The organism is Empedobacter sp. UBA5036 (assembly GCF_002415215.1).
GTDB classification, from domain to species: Bacteria; Bacteroidota; Bacteroidia; order Flavobacteriales; family Weeksellaceae; genus Empedobacter; species Empedobacter falsenii_B.
The window spans coordinates 102294-120583 of sequence record NZ_DICC01000073.1; the positions used below are offsets into that span (position 1 = coordinate 102294).

Below are 18290 nucleotides of genomic sequence, written 5' to 3' on the forward strand. Positions count from 1 at the left end.
TAATTATGAAGCACTTCTTCGGAAGTGCTTTTTTAGTATATTTAAGAAGAAAAAATAAAGATGTTTAAAAATTTATTCAACCGAAATAAAAATCAATCAAATAACCAAGAAGAATCAAAAACGATGACTTTCGAAGAAATTATTAATTCAGATAAACCAGTTTTGTTAGATTTTTTTGCAACTTGGTGTGGTCCTTGTCAAATGATGGGGCCAGTATTGCAACAAGTGAAAGAAGAATTGGGAGATGATGTCAAAATCCTAAAAGTGGATGTTGATAAATATCAAGATTTAGCTGCACGATATCAAGTGCAAGGAGTTCCGACTTTTGCTATTTTCAAAAATGGTGAATTATTATGGAAACAAAGTGGAGCACGACCAAAAGAACAATTGGTGGTAGAAATCAAAAAATATATTTAAAAATAGGTTTGCTTTGCAACCAAAGTCGATTAAAAAATCCGCTCATTGAGCGGATTTTTTTGCTTATGTAAATTACTTAAAATTAGGTTTTCTTTTCTCAACAAAAGCAGTTGTTCCTTCTTTGAAATCTTCTTCGTCAAATAAATTTCCGAAACTTTCAATTTCAACTTCAAAACCATTGTCTTTATCCGATGCATTAATCGCTCTAATCGCATGGCGAATCGCTACAGAAGAATTTCTAGAGATTTTAGTCGCAATTTCTTTAGCACGGTTGATTAATTCAGCTTGCTCAACAACTTCATTCACTAAACCAATTTCATGCGCGCGTTCAGCTGTAAACATATCTGCTGTCATAATTGCCTGCATTGCACGACCTTTTCCAATTAATTTTGGCAAACGTTGCGTTCCTCCATAACCCGGAATCAAACCTAATGTAACCTCTGGTAATCCTAATTTTGCATTAGTTGATGCTATACGAAAATGAGACGCCATCGCTAATTCTAAACCACCTCCTAAAGCGAAACCATTCACTGCGGCGATTACAGGTTTTTTAGAATTTTCAATTTTATCAAAAACATTTTCTTGCCCTTTTGCAGCTAATTGCTCACCTTGACGACCATCAAAACTTGCAAACTCTTTGATATCCGCTCCGGCAACAAAAGATTTTTCACCAGAACCAGTCAAAATAATTACTCGAATAGCAGAATCAGAATCCGCATCCGTAAAAAAGTTTGAAATATCATTTAATAAATCTTTGTTCAATGCATTTAATGCTTGCGGACGATTTAAAGTAACTAACGCAATTTTATTTTCTACTTCAACAATCAGATTGTTATAATTATATTCCATTTTGTTTGTGTTTTTATTATTCACTCAAAAATATCAATTGTTCACTCAACTAAAAAATTTATCAAAAAATAATTTGTACAATTCAAAATCCTTTCTAAATTTGTCCCAATGAAAACATTATTTACAAATAACTGGTGGTGGAATATCGAACAACAAAACGTTGGTTCGTAAGACCTCTTTGCAGTTATATGTAGAAAAGGCTTGTCGTAACCGACAAGCCTTTTTTTGTGCTCTAAACCTAAATATTTAACAAATGAATTTAACTTTTAAGATACAGAAAGAAACTGTTTTAGCAGATTTAACGACTCCTGTTCAGCTTTATTTGAAACTGCGAGATATTTATCCGAATGCCTTATTATTAGAGAGTTCTGACTATCATTCGAAGACAGATGCTAACTCTTTTATTTGCCTAAATCCGATCGCGACTTTTAAGGTTACAAACGGAATTGTGAATGAAACGTATGTAAATGGAGAAACAAAAGAATATGCATTGAATGGTCAAGAATTGACAGAAAAATTCAAAGAATTTACTTCTAAATTTGCTATTGAAAATGGAGAAGATTTACCTGTAAATGGTTTATTCGGATACATTGCGTGGGATGCGATTCCACATTTCGAAACAGTAAAATTTTCGGCAAAAGGAAACGAAGCTACGATTCCAGAATTTTCATATTCGTTCTATCAAAATATTGTGGTCTTCAATCATTTTCACAACGAAATTCAGTTTATCGAATATCAAAATGAAGAAACAATTTCTAAATTTTCTGAAATTAAAAGTGTTGTTCATAATAAATCAATTGTTGAATATCGATTTAATGTCGAATCTGAAATTCAATCGAATTTAACGGATGATGAATTCAAAGAAATGGTCACAAAATGTAAACAATCTTGTTTTCGTGGAGATGTTTTTCAGATTGTTCCTTCTCGTCAATTCAAACAAAAATTTTCGGGTGATGAATTCAATGTTTACCGCATTTTACGTTCGGTAAATCCTTCGCCTTATTTGTTTTATTTCGATTACGGAAATTATAAAATCTTCGGTTCTTCGCCAGAGGCGCAAATTATCATCAATAATAATCATGCAGAAATTCATCCAATTGCAGGAACAGTTCGTAGAACAGGAAGTCCAACTTTGGATAAAGAATTAACCGAAAAATTAATCGCAGATCCTAAAGAAAACGAGGAACATGTGATGTTAGTTGATTTAGCTCGTAACGATTTGAGTCAAAATTCTACTGATGTAAAAGTCGCGCAATACAAAGAAATTCAATATTTCTCGCATGTGATTCACATGGTTTCGAAAGTAACTGCACAATTGGATCCGAGTGTGAATACAATGAAAGTTTTTGCCGATTCTTTTCCTGCAGGAACGCTTTCTGGCGCACCAAAATTCAAAGCAATGGAATTATTAGACGGTTACGAAAATCAAAATCGTGGCGTTTATGGTGGCGGAATTGGATATTTAGGATTCAACGGTGACATCAACATGGCGATTGCGATTCGTACGTTCGTCAGCAAACAAAATACCTTATATTTTCAGGCTGGTGCTGGAGTTGTTTCCAAATCGGTCGAAGAAAATGAATTACAAGAAGTCAATCATAAATTAGGAGCGCTTCGTCGCTCAATAGAAATCGCTCAAAACCTATAAACTATGAAAATTTTAGTTATCGATAATTACGATTCGTTCACCTATAATTTAGTGCATTCATTAAAGAAATTCGCCGATGATATTACCGTTGTTCGCAATGATGGAATTACTTTGGAAGATGTGAATAATTATGATAAAATATTACTTTCTCCAGGTCCAGGAGTTCCTGATGAAGCCAATTTATTGAAACCAATCATCGAGAAATATGCTTCAACAAAATCTATTTTTGGCGTTTGTTTAGGACAACAAGCAATTGGAGAAGTTTTTGGAGGGAAATTATTAAATACACAAGAAGTTTTTCACGGAGTTGAATCTAAAATTGAAGTAATAAAAGACGAAGTGTTATTCCAAAATTTACCAAAAAAATTAGAAGTTGGACGTTACCATTCTTGGGTAGTTTCAAATGAAGATTTTCCTGAAGAATTAGAAATTACAGCAGTTGGTCCAAAAGGAGAAGTGATGGCTTTACGTCACAAAACGTATGATGTTCGCGGTGTTCAGTTTCATCCAGAATCTATTTTAACACCACTTGGAGATGAGATGATTAAGAATTGGTTAGAAGCTTAAAACGATGAAAAAATTATTAAATTTATTATTCGAAAATTATACTTTGAGCGAAAATGAAGCCTATCAAATTATGGTGGAAATTTCGGAAGAAAAATATTCGGCTGTCGAATTAGCTTCATTTATGACCATTTTTAATATGCGTAACATTACGTTGGAAGAATTAAAAGGATATCGTCGAGCGTTGTTAGATTTATGCATCAAAGTTAATTTACCAAAGCAAGCGATTGATGTTGTAGGAACGGGCGGTGACGGAAAAGACACTTTTAATATTTCGACATTGAGTTGTTTTGTCTTGGCTGGAGCTGGAGAGAAAATTATTAAACAAGGAAATTACGGAACGTCGTCTGTAAGCGGTTCTTCGAATATGTTGGATAATTTTGGTTACGAATTTTCTGTTAATCAAGATAAATTAAAACGTGAGTTCGAAGAAGTTGGAATTACATTTTTACATGCGCCACTCTTTCATCCGGCTTTAGCGAAAGTTGCTCCGATTAGAAAAGGTTTGGCGATAAAAACATTTTTCAATTTAATGGGGCCTTTGGTGAATCCTGTTCAACCAGAATTTCAAAATTTAGGAACATATGATGTCAAAACTGCTCGATTATATCATTATGTGATGCAAAATTCGGGCGTGAAATATTCGATTTCGACTGCGTTGGCTGGTTATGATGAAGTTTCGTTGACATCGCCTACAAAAGTGTTCAATAATTCGGGGGAATTTGTTTTAGAAAGTAAAGATTTTGGTTTAAATATTCTTCAACCTGATGAGATAAAAGGAGGAAAATCAATCGAAGAAAATTCAAAAATATTTTTGAGCGTTTTAGAAGGAAATTCAACTAAAGCACAAAAAGAAGTTGTTTTAGCAAATGCTGCTTTAGCGCTTAAAACAATTTATCCAACCAAAGATTTAATCGAATGTGTAGCAATTGCGAACGAAAGTTTAGACAGTAAAAAAGCATTGAATGTATTCCAAAAATTAATGAAACCATGAAAACGATATTAGACGAAATTGTCGCGCAAAAACGTATTGAAATTTTAGAAAAACAGAAAACTCAATCAATAGAAAGTTTTAGAAATTCAGAAAATTTTTTGCTTCCTGTTAAATCTACAAAAGCTTCAATTTTAGATAAATTAAAATCTGGAATTATTGCAGAATTTAAGCGAAAATCACCATCGAAAGGTTTTATTAACAAAGACGCAAATGTAAAAGAAGTTGTTTCCGGTTACGAAAAGTTTGGTGCTTCTGTCGTTTCTGTTTTAACAGATGAGCAATTTTTTGGCGGAAGTTTTGATGATTTAAAACAAGCAAAAGAAGTGTTGAATATTCCTGTTTTGCGTAAAGATTTTATTGTTGATGAATTTCAAGTGTACGAAACAAAAGCGATTGGTGCAGATTTGATGTTATTAATTGCAGAATGTTTAACAAAAGACGAAGTCTATAATTTAGCTAAAACTGCTAAGGGAATTGGATTAGAAGTTTTATTGGAATTACATTCAGAAGATCAATTAGAAAAGGTAAATGAATTCATTGATTTGATTGGAATTAACAATCGTAATTTGAAAAATTTCGAAGTTGATATTGAAAAATCAAAACAAATCTTGAAACAATTACCAACCGATTTAATTAAAGTTGCGGAAAGTGGAATTTCTGATCCTAAAACAGTAAAAGAATTAAGACAAGCTGGATTTCAGGCATTTTTAATTGGTGAAAATTTTATGAAAGCAGATAATCCATCTCAAGCATTTGAGCAATTTGTAAAAGAATCAAAATGAAACGTTTTCAAGTAAAGGTTTGCGGAAATAATAACATCGAAAATTTTAAAGAAATTGCAGCAATCGAACCCGATTATGTAGGCTTTATTTTCTATCCAAAATCAAAAAGATTTGTAGAAGACGAATCTATTTTTGAAGTTTTTCCGAATGCAGAAAAAGTTGGCGTTTTCGTGAATGAATCAGTCGAGAAAATTCTCGAAAAAGTTGAAGAATATAAATTAGATGTTGTCCAATTACATGGTGATGAAACAGCTGACTTTTGTGAAGAATTAATCAATCAAAAACATCAACGATTATTAACTGATGAAAACTTTTTAGACTTTAAAATTTGGAAAGCCGTTGGCATAAAATCGATTGAAGATTTTCAACAATTAACCACTTATCAACAAGTTATTGATAGTTTTGTTTTCGATACAAAATCAAATAATTACGGAGGAACTGGAAAGAAATTTGATTGGCAATTGTTAACAAATTATCAGTTATCAATACCCTTTTTATTAAGTGGCGGAATAACACTTGAAGATGCATTTATCTTGAAAAATTTTCAGCATCCGAAATGTATTGGATTTGATATCAATAGTGGTTTTGAGTCAGCACCAGGAATAAAAAAAACTGACGAAGTAAAACAGTTTATCGATACAATTGATGGACGAATTGAACAAAATTAAAAAAGAAACAAAATGAAATACGAAGTTGACGAAAGAGGTTTTTATGGTGAATTTGGAGGAGCATTTATCCCAGAGTTATTACATCATAATTGTGAAGAATTATCTGAAGCTTTAGCACAATATATCGATACAGACGAATTCAAAAATGAATTTAATTTGTTATTAAAAGATTACGTTGGTCGACCAAGTCCATTGTATTTTGCACCAAATCTTTCAAAAAGATATAACACCAATATTTTATTAAAGCGTGAAGATTTGAATCATACAGGTGCACATAAAATCAATAATGCGATTGGTCAAGCTCTTTTAGCAAAACGAATGGGTAAAACCAAAATTATTGCCGAAACTGGTGCTGGACAACATGGTGTTGCAACTGCTACTGTTTGTGCGTTGATGGGATTAGAATGTATCGTTTTTATGGGAGAAATTGACATTGCTCGTCAAGCACCAAATGTTGCACGAATGAAAATGTTAGGTGCAGAAGTTATTCCAGCAACCTCAGGAAGTAAAACCTTGAAAGATGCAACAAATGAAGCGATTCGTTATTGGATCAATAATCCTGAAACTTTTTACATCATTGGTTCTGTAGTTGGTCCTCATCCTTATCCAGCAATGGTAACGAAATTCCAAGCGATTATTTCAGAAGAAATTAAAGCACAAATGAAAGAGAAATATGGGAAAGAAAATCCTGATTACGTGATTGCTTGTGTTGGTGGCGGAAGTAATGCTGCGGGAGCTTTTTATCATTTTTTAAATGATGATTCTGTCAAATTAATCGCGGTTGAAGCGGCAGGTTTGGGCGTAGAATCTGGAGAAACTGCTGCTACAACTATCAAAGGAACAGAAGGAATTATTCACGGAAGTCGAACATTATTGATGCAAGATAAAGATGGACAAATTGTTGAACCTTATTCAATTTCGGCTGGATTAGATTATCCTGGCGTTGGTCCTTTACATGCGCATTTGTTCAAAACTGGACGTGCTGAATTCTTAAATGCAACAGATGATGAAGCCTTGGAAGCTGCTTTTATGTTGACAAAAGAGGAAGGAATCATTCCTGCATTAGAATCTTCTCACGCTTTAGCTGCTTTAGAAAAAATTAATTTTAAACCGCAAGACATTGTGATTCTGAATCTTTCAGGAAGAGGAGATAAAGATTTAGAAACATATATGAAAGTTTCCGAAAAATATTCTTAAAAATATTTGGTTAATTTTCAAAAATCACCTTACATTTGCACCCACGATAATGAAATCTATCGGGGTGTAGCGTAGCCCGGTCATCGCGCCTGCTTTGGGAGCAGGAGGTCGCAGGTTCGAATCCTGCCACCCCGACAAAATTTTCATCCGAAAATAGAAAGATTTATGGTAAAAGAATGACCGAATCGGGGTGTAGCGTAGCCCGGTCATCGCGCCTGCTTTGGGAGCAGGAGGTCGCAGGTTCGAATCCTGCCACCCCGACAAAATTCAATGAATTTTTGGATCGGTCCAGTAGCTCAGCTGGATAGAGCAACTGCCTTCTAAGCAGTAGGTCTCAGGTTCGAATCCTGACTGGATCACACGTTTTATTAAAAACCAGGAGAGGTGCCAGAGCGGTAATGGAGCAGATTGCTAATCTGTCATCGGGAAACCGATGCCAGGGTTCGAGTCCCTGTCTCTCCGCATTTTTTTTGAATGACCGAATCGGGGTGTAGCGTAGCCCGGTCATCGCGCCTGCTTTGGGAGCAGGAGGTCGCAGGTTCGAATCCTGCCACCCCGACAAAAACCTTTGTATATTTGCAAAGGTTTTTTTTATACATTTATTTCATGAAATCTATCTTAGGTAATAAAGAATCTTTTGTCTCATACTCTGTCGCTTTTCTATTTATTTTAATCATGATTGGAACAGCAATGATTTATGATGATAAAGAAATTATTTTACCAGAAGTTGCTGCATTATCTGTCGGAATTTTAACGTTTCGAGAAAATAAATGGCTACAACGACCATTTCATATTTTTTTACTTCCATCCATAACTGCTATTTTAGGATTTGGGATTAATTTTTTACCGATTATATTATCATTCAAATTAGCATTGGTATTGGTTGCAATGTTAATTGTCTTGAAAATTTTTAAAAGTCAACTTGCGCCAGCATTAGCTACGGGATTATTACCAATTGTTACAAATACAGAATCTTTTGTATTTCTATATGCGATATTTCTATTTGTCTTTTTACTTTTTCTATCAATAAAAATATTCAAACTAAAACCAACTGAAAATGCGGTTCCAATGATTTATACAAGCCATAACAGATGGTTAATCGGATTATGTGTAGTTTGGTTTACAGCTTGTTATTTTAGCGGTTTTGCACATTTCTCTGCTATTCCACCTATTATCGTAATTTCTTTTGAATCTTTAAATAATCCAACATTAAAATTAACCGTACGTCTAAAACGTATTCTTGTAATGTTCATGGCTACAATGGCTGGTTGTTTAACAATGCATTATCTTGATAATTGGTTAATCATTGGCTTGATCGATTTGATTATCGTAATGTTTATTTTGAAATTAACAGATTTACGCTTACCTCCTGCTTTTGCAATGGTTATTTTACCAATGATTTTACCTTCTGACTCGATAAAATATTTACCTGTTGCAACATTAATCATGAGTATATTTTTTATGCTATCGATTTATATTATTCAGAAAGTTGCTTATCCAAAAGCGATTGATTTCAAATAAAAAAGTCATCCAAAATTGAATGACTTTATGACTATTTTAATATGTTTCTTCGATTGATTTTACCATATTATAAATGAACTCGTTGTAAGGTGTCGGAATATTATATTGTTTTCCTAAACTGATAATTTCGCCTGCAAATTCATCCACTTCCGAATATCGTTTTGCTTCGCGATCTTGTAACATCGAAGTTTTACCAAATTCATCCACAATTTTCATCGTAGATTTCATTCGATCCACTTCTTCTTGACCAATTGCAACTCCATGTGCATTCCCAACTGCAAGAACTTCATTAGAAATCATATCCATTAAAACCTCGAGATGTTGATTGGTACGAAATTGTCCATATGGAAACTCCAACAAAAACGTCAATTGATTTCCGACAACATTTACCAAATATTTCGCCCACTGCGCTTTCTGAATATCATCCGATAATTGATTTGGAATTTCAGCAACATTCATCAATTCATGTAAATCGACTAATTTATCATGATTAATTGAATCCATTTTCCCAAAAATAATTTTTCCTATACTCGAAAACGTCACGCGATTATCAACTTTTACAGCATCCATATATGCAACTGCATTCACCACACGATCCCATCCAAAATGATCTGCCAAAACACGTTCAGAAGAAATTCCGTTCATCAAACTTACAATCATTGTGTTTTCACCAACAAAAGGCTTCATATCTTCTATCGCTTGCTGTAAATGTGAACTTTTAACGACTAAAAATATATAATCTGGATAATTATTCTCCTCGATTTTTGTGACATAATTAAAATCATACGCTTTATCATTCACAAAAATTTGCGATTTTTCGTATCGATTTTTTCGCTCCTCATCTACAATTACACTTACAATTTCTGGATTATATTCATAAAAACTCGCTGCATATTTTGCTCCTAAAGCTCCCAATCCAAGAAAATAAATTGATTTCATTTTTTTGTTATTTAGAAGATAAATTTAAAATAAAATCTACAACATTTACGAATTAAAGTCTTTGAAAAAATTTAATATTTCGGTTATAATTAGTTTTGATAAACTTTTGACAATTCTTTTGGATTGAGATACAAATAATAAATCAAATTACGCAAATCATCAAGGTTTGAGCTAGAATCTACAGCTATTTCATTCTCTTTTTGAAAATTCTTTTTCAATACATCATACAATTGATTTATTTTCTTCCAATTATCTTTTGCAGCAATTTTTTCAACAGATTTATTATTCGCAGATTTCGCTAATTGTGAGGGCATTTTCTGAATCGCTTCAAATAAAACATATAGATTGTTGACATGATTGATATAATTGTATGTTTCATTTACGGCAAAATAATTCAGAAGAGTTTTCTCTTCATCCGAAATTTTCAAGCTTGAAATTAACATCATTTCCTCACCTAACCATTCATAAGCCGACAATCCAATTTGAGAAGCATTTGACGTCACAACCATTCTTGGAATTGGTTCTGCATTTGCAATTTTATTTAAAGTAAATCCTGTTTTTTGATTCAGAATATTCAATCGATTATTTGCAGGAGCAAGACATTCAAAGCATAATCGCAATTGTATCCTAACGCAATAATCTCTTCAAATTCAGAAAAAATATCGGCAGAAGTATCGTTGTTAAAACTCTCAAAATTTTGCAAACAATTATCTTGATATTTTTCTATAAAATCATTCATAGAAGAATAATCTTTTTTATCATCATCCCAAATAAGATTAAAATTATAAGCAAAAATATTCACAAATTGCATCGTTTTACTTTGAGGATTTTCATCAACAAATTTTTGATATACTTCTACTTTAGGAGATTCTATATCGTAATCATCCATCAACGCAATTAAAAATCGTTCATTGATTGGAGTTTTAGTTCCAAATTTCTTTCCAACTGACTTTTTAAATTTCTCTTTATAATCAACAAAATATGATTTTTGATTATCATTCACCACAAAATAAACTTCGAGTTCAGAAAGAAGCCCAACTTTTTTGCCTAATTCTATATTATTATCCAACATATATTTTTCGAAAGTAGAATAATCAATTCCTTTTTCTTTCGTTTTTTCTAAGATCGTTTCATCAGGATAAACTCTCGAACCAAAAGGTAAAGAATATAAAAAAGGTCCATCTGCAAAAAGCTGAACAGAGGTAAATAATGTCAGTAAAAAAGTAAAAAGTAGTTTTTTCATAAGGTTGATTTTTATATAATTAGAAATTTTATTGAATATTTTTTCAATTTTTAGATGATTTAACATGAATAAAATTTATTATTAAAGCATTTTCTTTATATTAATTCAAACAAGACAATTCTTCAAATTGTTCTTTTAGAAAATAGTTTTTACATATATTTAACAAATTAATACATCACACGTGAGTCAAATAAATAATACTGAAGAAAAAGAATTACAAAGAGGCCTTACTAACCGACATATTCAATTGATTGCTTTAGGTGGCGCGATTGGAACTGGTTTGTTTTTAGGAATTGGACCTGCTGCTGTTTTAGCTGGACCATCTGTTATTTTGGGATATGCAATTGCAGGAATTATAGCCTTTTTTATTATGCGCCAATTAGGAGAAATGGTTGTTAACGAGCCTGTTTCAGGAAGCTTTAGTCATTTTGCATATAAATATTGGGGATCTTTTGCTGGATTTGCTTCTGGTTGGAATTATTGGATTCTTTACGTTTTAGTAAGTATGTCCGAATTGACTGCAATCGGAATTTATGTACAATTTTGGTGGCCAGAAATTCCATTATGGGCGTCGAGTTTGTTCTTTTTTATTGTGATTAACGCATTGAATTTAGGCTCAGTAAAAATGTTTGGTGAAGCTGAATTTTGGTTTTCTATCATCAAAGTAATTGCCATTATTGCTATGATAATCTTCGGAGCTTACTTATTAATAAGCGGAACTGGAGGTGAACAAGCAACAATACAAAATCTTTGGAACAACGGAGGTTTTTTTCCAAAAGGTTGGTTATCTGGTAATAGCGAAGGCGGTTTTAGTGGATTATTCGCCGCAATGGCTCTTATTATGTTTTCTTTTGGAGGTTTAGAATTGATTGGCATCACAGCTGCTGAAGCTAAAAATCCAGAAAAAACAATTCCAAAAGCAACCAATCAAGTAATTTATAGAATTTTAATCTTCTATGTTGGAGCATTAATTATCTTATTTTCGTTAGCTCCTTGGGAAACGATTACGGATAAAAGTAGTCCTTTTGTAATGGTTTTTGAGAATTTGAATCATTTGAAACTAAATATTTTTGGTAACACAATTGATTTTTCAAGATTAATTGCCAATGCACTAAACATTATTGTTTTGACGGCTGCTTTATCAGTTTACAATAGCTCTGTTTACAGTAATAGTAGAATGTTATATGGTTTGGCAGAACAAGGAAATGCGCCTAAATTCTTAAAAAAATTAAACAAAAATCACGTCCCTGTTATGGCGATTTTAGTTTCATCTTTTTTCGCAGCAATTTGTATTTTAATTAATAAAATAATTCCAGAAGATGCATTTCATGTATTGATGTCTTTAGTGGTTTCTTCGTTGGTAATTAACTGGATTATGATTTCGATAACACATCTTAAATACCGAAAACAAAAGAATTTGGAGAATACAAAAACATTATTTCCATCTTTCTTGTATCCTATCAGTAATTATATTTGTCTAATTTTCTTATTTGGAATTTTAGTGATTATGTGGTTTACAGGACTTAAAATTTCAGTAGAATTAATTCCAGTTTGGTTGATCTTCCTTTACATCGCTTATCGAATTGTAAAAGAAAATAAAAAGACTAAGAATTCTTGATAAATTTTAATTTAAAATAGTTCATATAAAAGCTTCAAGATTACTTGAAGCTTTTTAATTTTACATCATGAAAAAAATAGTTGTTGGATTCATTTTGATGATGAGTTCTATTGTGTTTTCACAAGAAATTTATCAAGTTATAGCGCAAGAAGGATTGACAGTTAGAACAAGTCCGAATGGAAAACGAATTGGTAAAATTCCGTATGGATATCCTGTTAAAATTTCAGAAAAAGGTGAAGCGTTTGCAATTAAAGATAATGGGAAAGCAAAAAGTGGAAACTGGGTGAAATTAGATGTTAGCTCGTCTAAATTAATTTTGGATGAAGGAGTTAATGATTCTTCTGCTCAAGGCGATTTGTATGCGTTTAGTGGTTATTTAATCACACAACAAAATTTTGTCAATCAATTCGAAACAGAAATTTCTACGCACCCAGCTTTTAGCGAATTTTATTTAGCAACAGCTTACAAATGCTTCGCAATTAAAGGCGACTTTTTTGGTGACGGTGTGGTGGATTATTTATATAGAATGATTGATACAAAAGGAAATATCCGTTTATTTATTGTGAATAATATGAAAAAAGGAAGTCAAATTTATGGTTTGGGAGGAGCAAAAGATCCGTTCAAAATTACAAATTATGATTTCGGAACGTTGATGATGATTCCAAAAGGAACGCCACTTTATTCGAATTATAAAGATGGAGTGAAACGAAATTTAAATGGAGTTTCTAAAAATGAAATCGTAACTTTAGATTATGATGCGATTTATGCGCATCAAGATAACGCAAAAGAAGGCGGATTTATTTACCGAAAAGATGGTAAATGGAATTGGCTGAACCAAAAATAAAACTAAAATAATTATGCAAAATATAGAAGGTAAAGTAGCTTATATAACGGGGGGAACAAAAGGAATTGGATTAGGAATTGCAAAATCATTGGTAGAAAATGGTTTGAAAGTGGCAATTTCTGGACGAAACATTGATGATGTTGAAAAAGCTCGTCATTATTTAGGAAATCAAAATGTATTGGCTATTCAGTCGGATGTGAGACATTTCGAAGATGAACAAAATGCAATTGAGCAAATTATTTCTGCGTTTGGACGTTTGGATATTGTGATTGCAAATGCTGGTTTAGGAAAATTTGCACCAGTTGATGAACTTTCTTTAGAAGATTGGAATGCGATGATTGATACTAATCTAACAGGAGTTTTTCATACGATAAAAGCGTCTGTTGAAGCACTAAAAGTTTCGAAAGGATATTATATTTCGATTGCTTCTTTGGCGGGAACAAATTTCTTTGCGAATGGAGCGGGTTACAATGCTTCGAAATTTGGCGTTGTCGGTTTTACACAAGCTGCGATGTTAGATTTGAGAAATTATGATATCAAATGTACAACGATTATGCCTGGTTCTGTGACTTCAAACTTTAATGATCATGTGCCAAATTCAGAGGATGGATGGAAAATTCAGCCCGAAGATTTAGGACAAATGGTAGTTGATTTATTGAAAATGAATCCAAATGTTTTGCCAAGTAAAATAGAAGTTCGTCCTACTAAAACAAAATAATTTAAAGATCTCGATAAGAGATCTTTTTTTATGAAAAAAATATTTCGTAATTACCAATAGTTTACATAGTTTCGTGGAAAAATAAGAAATACAATAAAGGTATTTTTTAACGAGCACTTTTTAATGAGTTTTAAAAAATCAGTCAATCATTTTCGTCGTACAATTATGCGTCGATTAACAGGAGGAATAGGTGATGGTAATTTGCCAAAAATAGACAAAGAAAAACCTCTTGAACTTAATAGAGTACTGATAAACAGACCTAATCAGCGTCTAGGAAATATTCTATTGATTACACCTTTGATTCAGGAAATTATCCGATATAATCCAGATGTTAAAATTGACTTATTTGTAAAAGGTAAGGTTGCCACGATTATTTTTGAGAACTATCCACAAGTTGATCAAATTATTGAATTACCTAAAAAACCTTTCAAAGAATTGATTCAATACGCTAAAGTTTGGCTAAAAATCAAGAAAAAGAATTACGATTTAGTGATTAATGTTGATAAAAATTCATCTTCAGGACTACTTTCGACTTCTTTTGCAAATTCTAAGTATAAAATTTTTGGAAATGAATTTGAAATGAATTCGAACCAAGAAATTCATATTCATCAAGCACAATATCCAGTTTATCAATTCAGAAAATATTTAGATTTATTCAAAAATAAAAAAGGAAATTTAGGTATTCCAATTCTAAATATTCAGTTAACAGAGCAAGAATCTACGAAAGGAATAGAAATGTTAAATGAATTGATTCAAGATCCTTCAAAGAAAACGTTGGCGTTTTTTACGTATGCAACTGGTGTAAAATGTTATGATGAGGAATGGTGGATAGAATTTTATAATTTATTTTATCCAAAATATTCGCAAGAATATAATCTAATTGAAATTTTACCTGTCGAAAATATTTCGATGCTAAATCATAGATTACCTACTTATTATAGTAAAGATGTGAGAGAAATTGCAGCGGTGATGAAAAGTTGCGAATTTGTGATTGCAGCTGATTCTGGTATGATGCATTTGAGTTGTGCTGCGCCTACAAAAACAATTGGTTTGTTTAAAGATCAAAGCTTCTTAGAGCGTTATAAACCTTATGGAGTAGGAAATGCTGTGGTCTTGATTAATAATGAAGATAAGGGGATTCTTGTTCAAGAAATGGATAAATTATTGTTTAAAAAGCTGTTTTTATTATTAAATAAAATTTGTATCGATTTGATATGAAGTAAATTAACTTCTACAAAAATATTTTAATTTCGTTTGATTATTTCATAGCTTTGTCCTTTGAAATAATATAAAAATGTCAACAGAGTTTACAATTGTTATCCCAATTTATAATGAGGAAGATAACTTGATAAGATTGGAAGAAACAATGAATCAATATCTGTCAAAGTCAATAAAACAGACTGAAATTTTATTGATTAATGATGGTTCTAAAGACAAAAGTTTGGCTCTTATGAAAGAGATTTGTAGTAGAAATCAAGCTTTTCATTATATTTCTTTTGACAAAAATTATGGCTTATCTGCTGCTATAAAAGCTGGTTTTGATACAGTGAAATCTAAATGGGTTGGTTATATTGATGCAGATTTACAGACAGATCCAGAAGATTTCAATAAATTATTAGCGTTAGCGGATCAATATGATTTGGTGACTGGAGTTCGTGCAGATCGCAAAGATTCTTTCGTGAAAAACATGTCATCTAAAATTGCCAATTCTATTCGTAGAGCATTTACTAATGATGGAATGGATGATACGGGTTGTCCATTAAAAGTTATAGATGCAGAAAAAGCGAAAAAAATTCCGATGTTCAAAGGTTTGCATCGCTTTTTGCCAGCTATGATTTTATTACAAAACGGAACGGTTACTCAAGTTCCTGTCAAACATTTTCCTCGTATCGCGGGCGAATCAAAATTCAATTTATGGAACCGTTTATTAGGACCGTTAATGGATTGTTTTGCATTTGTTTGGATGAAGAAAAAATACATCAATTATAAAATTCAAGAAAGAGCGTAATGCCAAATTGGGTTATCATCAGTATTGGTTTTCTTGCACAAGCACTTTTTTCGAGTCGTCTTATTTTACAATGGATTGTTTCTGAAAAAAATAAGAAAGTTCTTACACCAAAATTATTTTGGGAAGTCAGCTTGTTTGCTTCGGTTTTATTGTTTTTTTATGGTTATTTACGTCATGATTTTTCGATTATGTTGGGTCAAACTTTGACGTATTATATCTATATTAGAAATATTCAACTTCAAAATCATTGGAAAGAATTCCCGAAAATAGTACGCATTTTCTTGTATGTTTTTCCTGCATTAATTGTTTTGTATGGTTTCAATAACGGAATTTTTGATGTAGATTTATTATTCAAAAACGAAAAAATTCCTTTGTGGTTATTATCTTTAGGAGTCGTATCTCAGGTACTTTTTACATTTCGTTTCGTTTATCAATGGATTTATTCCGAACGAAAACACGAATCGCAATTACCAATGGGATTTTGGGCAATTAGTTTAACAGGATCATTGTTGATTTTAACTTACGCGATTATTCGAAAAGATCCCGTTTTATTTGTTGGTCATTTTATGGGATTTATCGTTTATGCTCGAAATATATTAATCAAACGAAAAGAAAAAAATGGTTCAGTGGATTAAGCAAAATTCAGTTTTATTTTTAATCATCGTAACAATTTTGATGTTGTTTGTCAATCTTGGTGTTTTACAAACGAACATTATGGAAGCTCGAAACATTATTTCGGCGCGAGAAATGGTACACGATGGAAATTGGATTTTTACCACGCTTAACGGTTTGCCTCGTTATGAAAAACCACCTTTGCCAACTTGGATTACGGCTGTTTTTGGAAGTGTTTTTGGTTTTGAAAACTTTTTTTGGTTACGCATCCCAGTTGTTCTAATTACCATTTTATTGGTCGTTTGGTTCTATAAAACATTAACGCATTTCGATTTAACAAAACAACAAGTTGTTAATTCATCATTGGTTTTAATCACTTCATTTTACGTGTTTTTCTCTGGAAGAGACAACAATTGGGACATGTACACACATAGTTTTGTGATGGGAGCGATATTGTTTTTAGTGAAAGAATTTCAATCATCAAAATTTATTTTTTTCAACTTTATTGCTGCATTTTTCTTGTTAGCTTGTTCGATAATGAGCAAAGGTCCAGTTTCGTTGTATGCGCTATTTTTACCGTTTTTAATTGCTTATTTTATTGTTTATAGATACAAATTAGGAAGAAATTTAGGAATCACAATTTTAACGATAATATTAGGTTGCGTTGTAGGATTTGCATGGATGATGTATGTGAAATATTTTGATCCAGAACATTTTTTAGCGGCTTCTCAAAAGGAAGTAAACAATTGGCATAGCTATAATACTCGCCCAATTTATTATTATTGGAGCTTCTTTACGCAATCTGGTTTATGGACAATTCCTGCTTTGGTAAGTTTGATTTATCCTTATCTAAATAATAAAGTTGCAAATAAAAAAGCCTATCAATTTGCTTGGTTATGGACGATTTTATCGGTGGTTTTATTATCTGTAATTCCAGAAAAAAAATCAAGATATTTATTACCAGTTTTAATTCCTTTAGCGATGAATATTGGCTTTTATATCGAATATTTACGATTAGAATTCAAAAATTTATCAAATAAAACTGAACGATATTTTACCAATTTTGCGTTTGGTTTATACGGAATAATAGGAATCGCAATTTCAGTTGGTGTTTTTATTTATACAAAAGATCGTTTGTCAGAATTTTTGGTTTGGTCGATTCCTTTTGCTGTCGTAGGATTAATTTTAGGAATCTCAATTTTTAAAGGATTAAAGATAAAATCATTCGAACAGATATTTTACTCAACTATTTTATTGATGTGCTCAGTTGTTGCGTTTGGATTTCCACTTTCCAAATTAACTTTTTCCGAAGAATTGTATTCTTCTGCTAAAAATCTGAAAAAATTAGAACAACAAAATCAAATCAAAACATACGAATGGCAAAGTTTTGTTCCTGAAATAGTGTTGGATTATGGGACTTCAATTCCTGCAATTAACGATGGAAAGAAAACTATCTTTCCGAAAGAAGAGAAATTTGGAATGTTAGCAAGTCCGTCAGATTCTACTTTTTTTGCGGATCATTTCAATAATTATTCAATCAAAAAAATTGGTGTGGTCGATTTGAATCATTCTTCAAAAAATCAAAAAAATTATAACGATCGTATCCAAAGAAACTATTATTTGATTCAAAAAAAGTGATTAAATTTCGAGTAAAATTTTTAGCTTAAA

19 protein-coding genes and 5 tRNA genes are annotated in these 18290 nt (G+C 31.9%); 20 read left to right on the top strand and 4 right to left on the bottom strand.

The features are described 5' to 3' along the window. Nucleotides 1-60 precede the first annotated feature (60 nt). Nucleotides 61-417: a thioredoxin gene (trxA, locus tag B4J88_RS14135; RefSeq protein ID WP_280050632.1), complete on the top strand. Its 357-nt coding sequence runs from the start codon at nt 61-63 to the stop codon at nt 415-417. 72 nt (nt 418-489) lie between these two features. On the opposite strand, the gene B4J88_RS14140 is transcribed toward trxA, so the two are convergent. Further along, on the bottom strand, nt 490-1266 hold the full coding sequence (locus B4J88_RS14140) for an enoyl-CoA hydratase/isomerase family protein (protein ID WP_291067885.1): 777 nt from the start codon (nt 1264-1266) through the stop codon (nt 490-492). A gap of 253 nt (nt 1267-1519) precedes the next feature. Between B4J88_RS14140 and B4J88_RS14145 the strand changes: the two genes are divergently transcribed. From B4J88_RS14145 to B4J88_RS14200, 12 genes are all read left to right on the top strand, one after another. After that, nucleotides 1520-2914 (top strand): anthranilate synthase component I family protein, encoded by a 1395-nt coding sequence (locus tag B4J88_RS14145; RefSeq protein ID WP_291067886.1) that lies wholly within the window; start codon nt 1520-1522, stop codon nt 2912-2914. Nucleotides 2915-2917: 3 nt separating this feature from the next. After that, a complete protein-coding gene (locus tag B4J88_RS14150) occupies nt 2918-3481 on the top strand; it encodes an anthranilate synthase component II (RefSeq protein ID WP_125349948.1) in 564 nt (187 codons plus the stop codon). 4 nt (nt 3482-3485) lie between these two features. Further along, nucleotides 3486-4472, top strand: coding sequence for an anthranilate phosphoribosyltransferase (gene trpD / locus B4J88_RS14155; RefSeq protein WP_125349947.1), 987 nt, complete (start codon nt 3486-3488; stop codon nt 4470-4472). Next, complete coding sequence (gene trpC, locus B4J88_RS14160; protein WP_125349946.1) at nt 4469-5254, top strand: indole-3-glycerol phosphate synthase TrpC; 786 nt, start codon at nt 4469-4471, stop codon at nt 5252-5254. Before trpD ends, trpC begins: the two co-directional genes overlap by 4 nt. Continuing rightward, nucleotides 5251-5922: a phosphoribosylanthranilate isomerase gene (locus B4J88_RS14165; RefSeq protein ID WP_125349945.1), complete on the top strand. Its 672-nt coding sequence runs from the start codon at nt 5251-5253 to the stop codon at nt 5920-5922. Before trpC ends, B4J88_RS14165 begins: the two co-directional genes overlap by 4 nt. Before the next feature lie 12 nt (nt 5923-5934). After that, on the top strand, nt 5935-7119 hold the full coding sequence (trpB, locus tag B4J88_RS14170; protein WP_125349944.1) for a tryptophan synthase subunit beta: 1185 nt from the start codon (nt 5935-5937) through the stop codon (nt 7117-7119). A gap of 60 nt (nt 7120-7179) precedes the next feature. Continuing rightward, nucleotides 7180-7254: transfer RNA gene (locus tag B4J88_RS14175), tRNA-Pro, on the top strand. Between the two features lie 51 nt (nt 7255-7305). After that, nucleotides 7306-7380, top strand: a tRNA-Pro gene (locus tag B4J88_RS14180). Between the two features lie 24 nt (nt 7381-7404). Further along, nucleotides 7405-7478 (top strand) — tRNA-Arg (locus B4J88_RS14185). 19 nt (nt 7479-7497) lie between these two features. Beyond that, nucleotides 7498-7581, top strand: a tRNA-Ser gene (locus tag B4J88_RS14190). Between the two features lie 22 nt (nt 7582-7603). Then, nucleotides 7604-7678: transfer RNA gene (locus B4J88_RS14195), tRNA-Pro, on the top strand. A 47-nt stretch (nt 7679-7725) separates the two neighbouring features. Continuing rightward, nucleotides 7726-8640, top strand: a complete 915-nt coding sequence (locus B4J88_RS14200) for a hypothetical protein (RefSeq protein ID WP_125349989.1) — start codon at nt 7726-7728, stop codon at nt 8638-8640. Nucleotides 8641-8676: 36 nt separating this feature from the next. Here the strand turns inward: B4J88_RS14200 and B4J88_RS14205 are convergent, their stop codons facing one another. The 3 genes from B4J88_RS14205 to B4J88_RS14215 all read right to left on the bottom strand — a co-directional run bounded on the left by B4J88_RS14205 (nt 8677) and on the right by B4J88_RS14215 (nt 10822). Then, nucleotides 8677-9579, bottom strand: a complete 903-nt coding sequence (locus B4J88_RS14205; RefSeq protein ID WP_125349990.1) for a ketopantoate reductase family protein — start codon at nt 9577-9579, stop codon at nt 8677-8679. An 89-nt stretch (nt 9580-9668) separates the two neighbouring features. After that, the gene (locus B4J88_RS14210; protein WP_280050631.1) at nt 9669-10199 is read right to left on the bottom strand and encodes a hypothetical protein; all 531 of its coding nucleotides are present in this window, start codon (nt 10197-10199) and stop codon (nt 9669-9671) included. Next, nucleotides 10154-10822, bottom strand: a complete 669-nt coding sequence (locus B4J88_RS14215) for a hypothetical protein (RefSeq protein WP_219033914.1) — start codon at nt 10820-10822, stop codon at nt 10154-10156. The genes B4J88_RS14210 and B4J88_RS14215 overlap by 46 nt, the downstream gene beginning before the upstream one ends. Nucleotides 10823-11003: 181 nt before the next feature. Here B4J88_RS14215 and B4J88_RS14220 point away from each other — a divergent pair, with 181 nt between their 5' ends. From B4J88_RS14220 to B4J88_RS14250, 7 genes are all read left to right on the top strand, one after another. Beyond that, nucleotides 11004-12440: an amino acid permease gene (locus B4J88_RS14220; RefSeq protein WP_371875724.1), complete on the top strand. Its 1437-nt coding sequence runs from the start codon at nt 11004-11006 to the stop codon at nt 12438-12440. A 67-nt stretch (nt 12441-12507) separates the two neighbouring features. After that, complete coding sequence (locus B4J88_RS14225) at nt 12508-13284, top strand: hypothetical protein (protein ID WP_291059743.1); 777 nt, start codon at nt 12508-12510, stop codon at nt 13282-13284. A gap of 13 nt (nt 13285-13297) precedes the next feature. Further along, the gene (locus B4J88_RS14230) at nt 13298-14002 is read left to right on the top strand and encodes an SDR family oxidoreductase (protein ID WP_038330800.1); all 705 of its coding nucleotides are present in this window, start codon (nt 13298-13300) and stop codon (nt 14000-14002) included. Between the two features lie 123 nt (nt 14003-14125). After that, nucleotides 14126-15220: a glycosyltransferase family 9 protein gene (locus B4J88_RS14235; protein ID WP_291067887.1), complete on the top strand. Its 1095-nt coding sequence runs from the start codon at nt 14126-14128 to the stop codon at nt 15218-15220. A gap of 76 nt (nt 15221-15296) precedes the next feature. After that, nucleotides 15297-16010, top strand: coding sequence for a glycosyltransferase family 2 protein (locus tag B4J88_RS14240; RefSeq protein WP_291067888.1), 714 nt, complete (start codon nt 15297-15299; stop codon nt 16008-16010). Then, complete coding sequence (locus B4J88_RS14245) at nt 16010-16645, top strand: lipid-A-disaccharide synthase N-terminal domain-containing protein (RefSeq protein WP_291067889.1); 636 nt, start codon at nt 16010-16012, stop codon at nt 16643-16645. Before B4J88_RS14240 ends, B4J88_RS14245 begins: the two co-directional genes overlap by 1 nt. Further along, nucleotides 16629-18260 carry an ArnT family glycosyltransferase gene (locus tag B4J88_RS14250; protein WP_291067890.1) on the top strand — a complete coding sequence of 544 codons (1632 nt, stop codon included), beginning with the start codon at nt 16629-16631 and terminating at the stop codon, nt 18258-18260. The genes B4J88_RS14245 and B4J88_RS14250 overlap by 17 nt, the downstream gene beginning before the upstream one ends. Nucleotides 18261-18290 lie beyond the last annotated feature (30 nt).